9 protein-coding genes are annotated in these 9,682 nt (G+C 69.9%); all 9 read right to left on the bottom strand.

The features are described from left to right. Positions 1-471 (bottom strand): S-adenosylmethionine synthetase N-terminal domain-containing protein (locus IEZ13_RS41765; protein ID WP_306421560.1); only part of this gene is annotated, 471 nt, incomplete at its 3' end. Positions 472-516: 45 nt separating this feature from the next. Next, complete coding sequence (gene coaBC, locus IEZ13_RS41760; RefSeq protein WP_183215202.1) at positions 517-1,734, bottom strand: bifunctional phosphopantothenoylcysteine decarboxylase/phosphopantothenate--cysteine ligase CoaBC; 1,218 nt, start codon at positions 1,732-1,734, stop codon at positions 517-519. Positions 1,735-1,804: 70 nt separating this feature from the next. Further along, positions 1,805-2,068 (bottom strand): DNA-directed RNA polymerase subunit omega, encoded by a 264-nt coding sequence (rpoZ, locus tag IEZ13_RS41755; protein WP_071807772.1) that lies wholly within the window; start codon positions 2,066-2,068, stop codon positions 1,805-1,807. Positions 2,069-2,080: 12 nt separating this feature from the next. Further along, positions 2,081-2,683: a guanylate kinase gene (gene gmk / locus IEZ13_RS41750; protein ID WP_183217099.1), complete on the bottom strand. Its 603-nt coding sequence runs from the start codon at positions 2,681-2,683 to the stop codon at positions 2,081-2,083. 32 nt (positions 2,684-2,715) lie between these two features. Then, a complete protein-coding gene (mihF, locus tag IEZ13_RS41745; protein WP_067705076.1) occupies positions 2,716-3,033 on the bottom strand; it encodes an integration host factor, actinobacterial type in 318 nt (105 codons plus the stop codon). A gap of 183 nt (positions 3,034-3,216) precedes the next feature. Further along, entirely contained in the window at positions 3,217-4,047 is an 831-nt protein-coding gene (gene pyrF / locus IEZ13_RS41740; RefSeq protein WP_183215204.1) for an orotidine-5'-phosphate decarboxylase, read from the bottom strand. A gap of 19 nt (positions 4,048-4,066) precedes the next feature. Continuing rightward, positions 4,067-5,317, bottom strand: coding sequence for an adenosylmethionine--8-amino-7-oxononanoate transaminase (locus tag IEZ13_RS41735; protein WP_221244941.1), 1,251 nt, complete (start codon positions 5,315-5,317; stop codon positions 4,067-4,069). 23 nt (positions 5,318-5,340) lie between these two features. After that, positions 5,341-6,366 (bottom strand): quinone-dependent dihydroorotate dehydrogenase, encoded by a 1,026-nt coding sequence (locus IEZ13_RS41730; RefSeq protein ID WP_183215207.1) that lies wholly within the window; start codon positions 6,364-6,366, stop codon positions 5,341-5,343. After that, positions 6,366-9,680 (bottom strand): carbamoyl-phosphate synthase large subunit, encoded by a 3,315-nt coding sequence (carB, locus tag IEZ13_RS41725; RefSeq protein ID WP_183215215.1) that lies wholly within the window; start codon positions 9,678-9,680, stop codon positions 6,366-6,368. The genes IEZ13_RS41730 and carB overlap by 1 nt, the downstream gene beginning before the upstream one ends. Between the last annotated feature and the right edge of the window lie 2 nt (positions 9,681-9,682).

Here is a 9,682-nt window from a genome sequence, read left to right as displayed (position 1 = left end):
CCGGGCCAGACGGTGCGCCAGCGCGATCGGCAGCGGCATCAGCTCGGGCGTCTCCGAACAGGCGAACCCGAACATCATGCCCTGGTCGCCGGCGCCCTGCGAGTCCAGGATGTGGTCGGAGTCGCCCTCACGCAGCTCGATGGCGCTGTCCACGCCCTGCGCGATGTCCGGCGACTGCGAGCCGATCGACACGCTCACGCCGCAGGAGGCGCCGTCGAAACCCTTCTTCGACGAGTCGTAGCCGATGTTCAGGATGGTGTCGCGCACGATCTTGGGGATGTCGGCGTAGGCCTGCGTGGTGACCTCACCCGCCACGTGCACCTGGCCGGTGGTGATCAGGGTCTCCACCGCGACACGGCTACGCGGATCCTGCGCGAGCAGGGCGTCGAGAATCCCGTCGCTGATCTGGTCAGCGATCTTGTCCGGGTGGCCTTCCGTGACCGACTCGGAGGTGAACAGGCGGCGTGCCACGGTGCTCCTCAGATTTGTCGAATACAACGTAACGCGGAAGTGTAGTCAGGGCCGCCGAGCGTCGGTGGACCTGGGCTTCCAACGGGTGGCGACTTGATCGAAAATCATATCGGCCACATCGTCTTTCAGTAGTTCCCCGTGAGTGGCGGTGAAACCGTCCGCCCCCAGCAGGGTGACGGTGTTGCGGTCCTGACCGAAGACCCGGTCGACGCCCACTTCATTGACGACGATCAGGTCGGCGCGCTTGCGGGCCAGCTTGCCGCGGGCGTTCTCCAGAGCATTCTGGGTCTCCGCCGCGAAGACGACGAGCACCTGGCCGGGCAGCTTGTTGGCGCCCAGTTCAGCGGCTATGTCCGGGTTCGTCACGAGATGGATGGCATCCGGCGTACCCGCGTCTGTTTTCTTGATCTTCTGCTCGGCGACCGAGGCCGGGCGGAAGTCGGCCGGAGCCGCGGCCATGACCACGACGTCGGCGGAGCCGGCGGCCTCGACCGTCGCCTTGCGTAACTCCTCGGTGGTCCCCACACGAATGAGATCGGCACCGGCGGGCTCCGGTAACGCGACGTTGGCTGAGATGAGCGTCACCCTCGCGCCGCGCGCCACCGCTACGCGGGCCAGCGCGTACCCCTGCTTGCCCGAGGACCGGTTGCCCAGGAACCGGACCGGGTCGAGCGGCTCGCGGGTCCCTCCGGCGGTGACCACCACGTGGCGTCCGGCAAGATCAAGATCAACACCCCGGCGGAGTACGCGTAGAGCGATCTCGAAGATCGACGACGGCTCCGGCAGCCGCCCCTTGCCGGTGTCCTTACCGGTGAGCCGGCCGACCGCGGGCTCGATCACCACGGCGCCGCGCTCCCGCAGGGTCGCCACGTTGGCGCGGGTGGCCGGGTTCTCCCACATCTCGGTGTGCATGGCCGGCGCGTAGACGACCGGGCAGGTGGCCGTGAGCAGGGTGTTGGTGAGCAGGTCGTCGGCGATGCCGTGCGCCGCCTTGGCCATCAGGTCGGCGGTGGCCGGAGCGACCACGACCAGCTCGGCGGCCCGGCCGATGCGCACGTGCGGCACCTCGTGGACGTCGTCCCACACCCCGGTGGCGACCGGCCGCCCGGAGAGCGCCGACCAGGTCGGCTCGCCGACGAACCTGAGCGCCGAATCGGTCGGCACCACCCGCACGCCGTGACCGGACTCGGTGAACAGCCGGAGCAGCTCACAGGCCTTGTAGGCGGCGATGCCCCCGCCGACCCCCAGGACGATCTCGGTCACCGTGCCCCCTCGGACAGCAAGCGGTCCCGCACCCGGAGACTCCGGACGCGGGACCAGATGAACTAGACGATCAGGGCTGGTCGGTCGCCTCGGCCGTCAGCAGCCCCGCGTTGATCTCCCGCATCGCGATGGAGAGCGGCTTCTCCTGCGGGGTGGTCTCGACCAGGGGGCCGACGTACTCGAGCAGACCCTCACCCAGCTGGCTGTAGTAGGCGTTGACCTGGCGGGCGCGCTTGGCCGCGAAGATCACCAGCGAGTACTTCGACGAGGTCTTGTCGAGCAGCTCATCGATGGGGGGATTGGTGATGCCTTCGGGGTTCGCGATGGTTCCCACGTTGGAAGATCCTTAATGCTCGTGAGCTGGTGTGGCCGGCGTCAGGTATGACGAACCGAGCAATCCTACCAGCTCATCCGCGGCCCTCTCGACGAAGTCGTTGACCACGGTGACGTCGAACTCGGCTTCGGCGGCCAACTCGTCGTCGGCGTGCGCGAGACGGCGCTTGATCGTCTCCTCGTCGTCGGTGCCCCGGCCGATCAGGCGGCGCTGGAGCTCCTCGACACTCGGTGGGGCGAGGAAGACCAGGCGGGCCTCCGGCATCGCGGCTCGCACCTGACGGGCGCCCTGGAGGTCGATCTTCAGCAAAACGGGCCGGCCCTGCTGGAGCCAGCCCTCGACCTGCGCGCGGGGGGTTCCGTACAGGTTGCCCGCGAATTCCGCCCACTCCAGGAGCTGATCGCCGTCGATCAGACGCTGGAACTCGGACCTGGTCACAAAGTGGTAGTGCTCGCCGTCGGTCTCGTAGTCGCGTTTCTTGCGTGTTGTCACCGACACCGAGAGTCTGATCCACGGCGAGCGCAGCCGGATCAGCTCGATCACACTGTCCTTCCCGACCCCGGAGGGGCCGGAAAGGACAGTGAGGCGGGCTGCCGGCTGCGCGTCGTCATCCATGCTCACGGCTCATTCCTACACGAGCCGGTGAGTCAGTTCGCAGCGAACTCCCCCAGGAGGGCCTTGCGCTGCTGGTCGCCGAGACCCCGGAGCCGGCGGCTCTCAGCGATCTTCAGCTTCTCCATGATCTGGGTCGCGCGGATCTTGCCGATGCCCGGCAGCGCCTGAAGCACGGCCGAGACCTTCAGCTTGCCGACGACCTCATCGCCCTCCGCGCGGTCGAGCACGGCGGCGAGGGTGGTCTTGCCGGACTTGAGCTGTTCCTTCAGCTCGGCCCGAGCCTTGCGAACTTCCGCGGCCTTCTCCAGCGCGGCAGCGCGCTGCTCGGGGCTCAGTGACGGGAGCGGCACCAGTTCTCCTCAGGTCCCTTACGCGGCGGTAGTTCAATACCGGCGCTTCTGTGAAACGTGGTGTGCCATGGAACCAAAGGGGCATTGGTTCCCGGCGCCGGGAAAACTAGCGGTCAAACACGGTTTCGGCAACGTGGGGGTACCCCGGGCCAAGCTCTTCCGGAGCCTGGTAAGCAGGCCGTTTCACCCGAGCGCGGCGCGCACGCCGGCCAGAACGCGGTCCGTCGCGGCCCGCAATCCGGCGATCTCCGGACCCGCGGAGAGAACCTCGCGTGAGTACGACGGCAACACGTTGTGCAGGCTTTCGCCGAAGACCGCGCGCAGGTCATCGGGCGTTCCGCCCTGCGCTCCCAGGCCCGGCGCGAGCAGCGGACCGTTGACCTTCGAGAGGTCGTGGCCGGTGTCGCCGATCGTCGCGCCGACCACGAGGCCGAGACTGCCGAGCGGCTTCACACCCGCGTTGACCTGGGAAATCTCGTCGATGACCGTTTGCGCGACGGTTTTCCCACCGCCCGCGACGGCGTGCTGGACGGCCGGGCCCTCGGGGTTCGAGGTCAGCGCCAGAACGAAGACACCACCTCCGTGAGCGGCCGCCAGGTCGAACGCCGGCTGGAGAGAGCCCACTCCAAGATAGGGACTCACAGTAATCGCGTCGGAACAGAGAGTACTCGCTGGATTCAGGTAGGCGTCGGCGTACGCGGCCATCGTCGAGCCGATGTCGCCCCGCTTCACGTCCAGGAGAACAAGAGCCCCGGCCTCTCGGGACTGTCGGATAGTTGACTCAAGAACAGCGACGCCACGTGACCCAAATCTCTCAAAAAACGCGGACTGTGGTTTCAGAACAGCCACCCGATCGGCCAGCGCGTCGACCACCGTACGGGCGAAGCGTTCCAGGCCGGCGATGTCGTCCGAGAGGCCCCAGCGGGCCAGCAGAGAGGCGTGCGGATCGATGCCGACGCAGAGCGGACCACGCTCCGCGACCGCCCGATGCAGTCGTTCGCCGAAGGTCTCCATAGTTTTTCCCTCTTCTGTGTCAGCCGGCCGTCGCCGCGGACGCGATCCCCGCGGCGATGCGGGCCACGTCGGCGTCGCCGGTAACGAACGGCGGCATGGTGTAGATCAGGTCCCGGAACGGGCGCAACCAGACGCCCTCGGCGACCGCCGCCGCGGTCGCCTTCGCCACGTCCACGTCGTGGTCGAGCTGGACGACGCCGATCGCGCCCAGGACACGCACGTCCGCGACCCCGCGCGCCCCGCGAAGCGGCTCCAGGCCGTCCGTGAGGGCTTTTTCGATCATCGGTACGCGCTCCGCCCACCCGCCCGCGCGCAGGAGGCTCAGGGACGCTCCGGCGACCGCACAGGCCAGCGGGTTGCCCATGAAGGTCGGGCCGTGCGCCAGCCCGCCGCCCTCGCCCGCCGAGATCGCCTCCGCCACCGCGCCGGTGCACAGCGTCGCCGCCAGGGTCAGGTACCCACCGGTGAGCGCCTTGCCCAGGCACATGATGTCCGGGCTCACCCCGGCGTGGTCGGCCCCGAAGAACCGCCCGGTCCGGCCGAACCCGGTGGCGATCTCGTCGAAGATCAGGAAGATCCCGTGCGCGGCCGTGGCCTCGCGCAGCACCCGCAGGTACTCCGGATGGTGGAACCGCATCCCGCCCGCGCCCTGCACCACCGGCTCGACGATCACCGCGGCGATCTCGCCGGCGTGCCGCCCGATCATGTCGGTCAGCTCGGTGGCGTAGCCCTCGTCCCACTCCGCGGGAGGCGGGCCCGCGAAGATCTGCCGGGGCAGCACCCCGGTCCAGAGCGAGTGCATGCCGCCGACCGGGTCGCAGACGCTCATCGGATGGAAGGTGTCGCCGTGATAGCCGCCCCGCCAGGTCGCCAGGCGCTGCCGGCCGGGCCGGCCCAGCGCCCGCTGCGCCTGCAACGCCATCTTGATCGCGACCTCGACGGCGATCGAGCCGGAGTCGCAGAGGAACACGTGCTCCAGGCCGGCCGGGGTGAGCTCGACCAGCTCGGCGGCGAGGCGCACGGCCGGCTCGTGGGTGAGGCCGCCGAACATCACGTGGCTCATCCGCCCGGCCTGGTCAGCCAGCGCCGCGTCGAGAGCCGGGTGCCGGTAGCCGTGGATCGCCGCCCACCAGGACGACATCCCGTCGATCAGCTCCCGGCCGTCGGCGAGCCGCAGCCGGACGCCCTCGGCGCTCTCCACCAGGTAGGGCTCGCTCCGGCCGGGCATCGGCCCGTACGGGTGCCAGACGTGCGCCCGGTCGAGCGCCATCAGGTCGCGCTCGGCCGGGCTCGTCACGCGACGGCGGTCCGCGACGGGCGGGCGCCCCGGGCGACCGACAGGACCAGATCCGGGCCCTTGTAGATGAACCCCGAGTAGAGCTGCACCAGCGCGGCGCCGGCGTCGAACATGCGGGACGCGTCGTCGGCCGACATGATCCCGCCCACCCCGATGATCGGCAGCCGGCCGCCGCTCTCGGTGTGCACGAACCGGACCACCTCACGGGCCCGGGCGGTCAGCGGGGCGCCGGAGAGCCCGCCCGCCTCGCTCGCCAGGTGCCCGTCGGAGGCGGCCAGCCCGTCGCGGGACAGGGTGGTGTTGGTCGCGATGATCCCGGCCGCGCCGTGGTCGAGGCAGACCTCGAGCAGCTCGGCGATGGCCGGCTCGGTCAGGTCCGGCGCGATCTTGACGAGCACCGGCACCGGCCCGGCCAGAGCCTTGAGCAGCGCCGCGATCGCGTCGGAGTCCTGGAGGTTGCGCAGGCCGGGCGTGTTCGGCGAGGAGACGTTGACCGCGATGTAGTCGGCGTACGGGTGCAGCAGACGGTACGAGGTCAGGTAGTCCTCGACCGCCTCCGAAAGCGGCGTCACCTTCGACTTGCCGAGCGAGATGCCCAGCGGCACGTCGAGCGGGCCCAGCGCGGCCAGGCGGTCGGCCAGGGCGGCCGCGCCGGCGTTGTTGAAGCCCATCCGGTTGACGATGCCCTCGGACTCCTTGGCCCGGAACAGCCGCGGCTTGTCGTTGCCCGGCTGCGGTTTCGCGGTGACCGTGCCGACCTCGACGAACCCGAAGCCGAGCGCCGGCCACGCGGGCAGGGCGATGCCGTTCTTGTCCATGCCGGCGGCCAGGCCCACCCGGTTCGGGAAGCGGACGCCGAACACCTCGACCGGGTTCGAGAACCCGTACCAGCGGCGCATCGCGGTCAGGGCCGGGGCCGGCAGCGAGGCGAGCCGGTTCAGCGTCCACTCGTGGGCGTGTTCGGCGTCGCCGCCGCCCAGCCGGAACAGTGCCGGCCGGGCGACGTTCGTGAAGAGACCCATTACTCGCCGCCCCTGAGCAGCTTGTGCAGCTCCTGGAGCGGCCGGACCTTCATGTCACCGGCCCGCAGCGCCTCGATGCCCATCACCGCGGCGGCCGCGCCGGGCACGGTGGTGATGCTGGGCACGTCCGCGGTGACCGCGGCGCTGCGGATCTCGTACCCGTCGAGGCGGGCGCCGGCGCCGGAGCCCTGCGGGGTGTTGATGATCAGCGCGATCTCGCCGGCCAGGATCAGGTCGACGGCGTTGCGCCGGCCCGGGTCCTCGTAGTGCTTCGGGACGACCTCGCACTCGATGCCGTAGCGCCGCAGCACCTCGCCGGTGCCGGACGTGGTGACGATGGTGAAGCCCAGGTCGGCGAGCCGCTTGACCGGGAAGATCATCGACCGCTTGTCCCGGTTGGCCACAGAGACGAAGACCTTGCCGCTGGTCGGCAGCGAACCGTACGCCGCGGCCTGCGACTTGGCGAACGCCTGGCCGAAGCCGGCGTCGATGCCCATCACCTCGCCGGTCGACTTCATCTCCGGGCTGAGCAGGCTGTCCACGTTGTTGCCGGCCAGCGTGCGGAACCGCTTGAACGGCAGCACCGCCTCCTTGATCGCGATCGGCGCGTTCACCGGCACGGTCCCGCCGTCGCCCTCGGGCAGCAGCATGCCCTCGGCACGCAGCTCGGCGATGGTGGCGCCCAGCATGATCCGGGCGGCCGCCTTGGCCAGCGGCACCGCGGTCGCCTTGGAGACGAACGGCACGGTCCGCGAGGCGCGCGGGTTGGCCTCCAGGACGTAGAGGGTCTCGTCCTTGAGCGCGTACTGCACGTTCATCAGGCCGCGTACGCCGATGCCCCGGGCCAGCGCCTCGGTGTAGCGGCGGACCTCGGCGATGTGCGAGGCGGCCAGGGTGATCGGCGGCAGCGAGCAGGCCGAGTCACCGGAGTGGATGCCGGCCTCCTCGATGTGCTCCATGACGCCGCCCAGGTAGACCTCGCCGGTGGCGTCGCAGAGCGCGTCCACGTCGATCTCGATGGCGTCGTCGAGGAACCGGTCGACCAGCACCGGGTGGTCGGGCGAGATCTCGGTGGCCCGCTCGATGTAGCCCTTCAGGGTGGGCTCGTCGTAGACGATCTCCATGCCCCGGCCGCCCAGCACGTACGACGGGCGGACCAGGACCGGGTAGCCGATCGTGTCGGCGATCGCCTTGGCCTCGCCGAAGCTGGTGGCGGTGCCGTGGTCGGGCGAGCGCAGCCCGTTGTCGTTGAGCAGCGCGCCGAACAGGCCACGGTCCTCGGCCAGGTCGATCGACTCGGGGCTGGTGCCGACGATCGGGACGCCCGCGGCCTTGAGCCGGTCGGCCAGGCCGAGCGGGGTCTGCCCGCCGAGCTGCACGATCACGCCGACCACGCCGGGGCCGCCGGCCGCCCTACCGGAGCTGTCCTCGGCGTGGAACACCTCGAGGACGTCCTCGAAGGTGAGCGGCTCGAAGTAGAGCCGGTCGGCGGTGTCGTAGTCGGTCGACACGGTCTCCGGGTTGCAGTTGACCATGACGGTCTCGAAATCGACCCCACGGAGCGCCTGCACCGCGTGCACGCACGAGTAGTCGAACTCGATGCCCTGGCCGATCCGGTTCGGACCCGAGCCCAGGATGATCACCTTGGGCCGGTCGCTCGGCTCCACCTCGGTCTCCTCGTCGTACGACGAGTAGTGGTACGGGGTGTTCGCCTGGAACTCGGCGGCGCAGGTGTCCACGGTCTTGTAGACCGGGCGCAGGCCGAGCCGGTGCCGCAGGGCCCGGACGCCGTCCTCGCCGGCCAGCTCCGGCCGCAGCCCGGCGAGCTGCCGGTCGGAGAGCCCGGCCCGCTTGGCCCGGCGCAGCAGGTCCTCGTCGAGGACCGGGGCGGCCAGGATCTCGGCGCGCAGGTCGACCAGGGCCTTGATCTCGTCGAGGAACCACGGGTCGATCCGGCCGGACGCCTCGTGCACCTGCTCGACCGTGGCGCCGAGCCGCAGCGCCGCCTCGACCGTGTAGAGCCGGCCGTCATGCGGGGTGCGCAGGGCCTCCAGCGCCTCGCCGAGGTCGTCGAAGGAGGGAGCCGTCCAGAAACCGGCGGCCTTGGTCTCCATCGAGCGCATGGCCTTGTTGAGCGCCTCGGCGAAGTTGCGGCCCAGGCTCATCGCCTCGCCGACCGACTTCATCGTGGTGGTGAGCTCCCGGTCCGCGCCCGGGAACTTCTCGAACGCGAACCGCGGGATCTTGACGACCACGTAGTCCAGGGCCGGCTCGAAGGCGGCCGGGGTCTTGAGCGTGATGTCGTTCGGGATCTCGTCGAGGGTGTAGCCGATGGCCAGCTTCGCCGCGATCTTGGCGATCGGGAAGCCGGTGGCCTTCGACGCCAGCGCCGAGGACCGGGACACCCGCGGGTTCATCTCGATGACGATCATCCGGCCGTCGTCCGGGTTGATCGCGAACTGGATGTTGCAGCCGCCGGTGTCCACGCCGACCTCACGCAGGACGGCGATGCCCAGGTCGCGCATCTTCTGGTACTCGCGGTCGGTGAGCGTCATGGCCGGGGCCACTGTCACACTGTCGCCGGTGTGCACGCCCATCGGGTCGATGTTCTCGATCGAGCAGACGACCACGACGTTGTCGTGCTTGTCGCGCATCAGCTCGAGCTCGTACTCCTTCCAGCCGAGCACGCTCTCCTCGATGAGCACCTCGGTCACCGGGGACGCGGCCAGGCCGGCGCCGGCGATCCGTTCCAGGTCCTCGGCGGTGTGCGCCATGCCGGAGCCCAGTCCGCCCATGGTGAACGACGGCCGGATGACGACCGGCAGGCCGATCTCCGCGACGGTCTCCCGAACCTCCTCGATGGAGTGGCAGACCCGCGACCGGGGCGTCTCGCCGCCCGCGAGCGCCACGATGTCCTTGAAGAGCTGCCGGTCCTCGCCCTTGCGGATGGCGTCGACGTTGGCGCCGATCAGCTCCACGCCGTACTTCTCCAGCACGCCGCTCTCGTGCAGGGCGATCGCGGTGTTCAGCGCGGTCTGGCCGCCCAGGGTCGGCAGGATCGCGTCCGGGCGCTCCTTGGCGATGACCAGTTCGACGAACTCGGGCGTGATCGGCTCGACGTAGGTGGCGTCGGCGAACTCCGGGTCGGTCATGATCGTGGCCGGGTTGGAGTTGACCAGCGAGACGCGGATGCCCTCGGACTGGAGCACCTGGCAGGCCTGGGTGCCGGAGTAGTCGAATTCGCAGGCCTGGCCGATGACGATCGGGCCGGACCCGATCACCATGACGTGCTTGAGATCTTCACGCTTCGGCACTT

Source organism: Actinoplanes campanulatus, assembly GCF_014647795.1.
GTDB lineage: Bacteria > Actinomycetota > Actinomycetes > Mycobacteriales > Micromonosporaceae > Actinoplanes > Actinoplanes campanulatus.
This window is presented reverse-complemented; position numbering and strand designations above follow the sequence as displayed.

Coding starts and splice junctions, on each gene's coding strand:
- gmk (WP_183217099.1), bottom strand. CDS start 2,683: ATGGATGACGACGCGCAGCCGGCAGCCCGCCTCACTGTCCTTTCCGGC.
- pyrF (WP_183215204.1), bottom strand. CDS start 4,047: ATGGAGACCTTCGGCGAACGACTGCATCGGGCGGTCGCGGAGCGTGGT.
- IEZ13_RS41735 (WP_221244941.1), bottom strand. CDS start 5,317: ATGGCGCTCGACCGGGCGCACGTCTGGCACCCGTACGGGCCGATGCCC.
- IEZ13_RS41730 (WP_183215207.1), bottom strand. CDS start 6,366: ATGGGTCTCTTCACGAACGTCGCCCGGCCGGCACTGTTCCGGCTGGGC.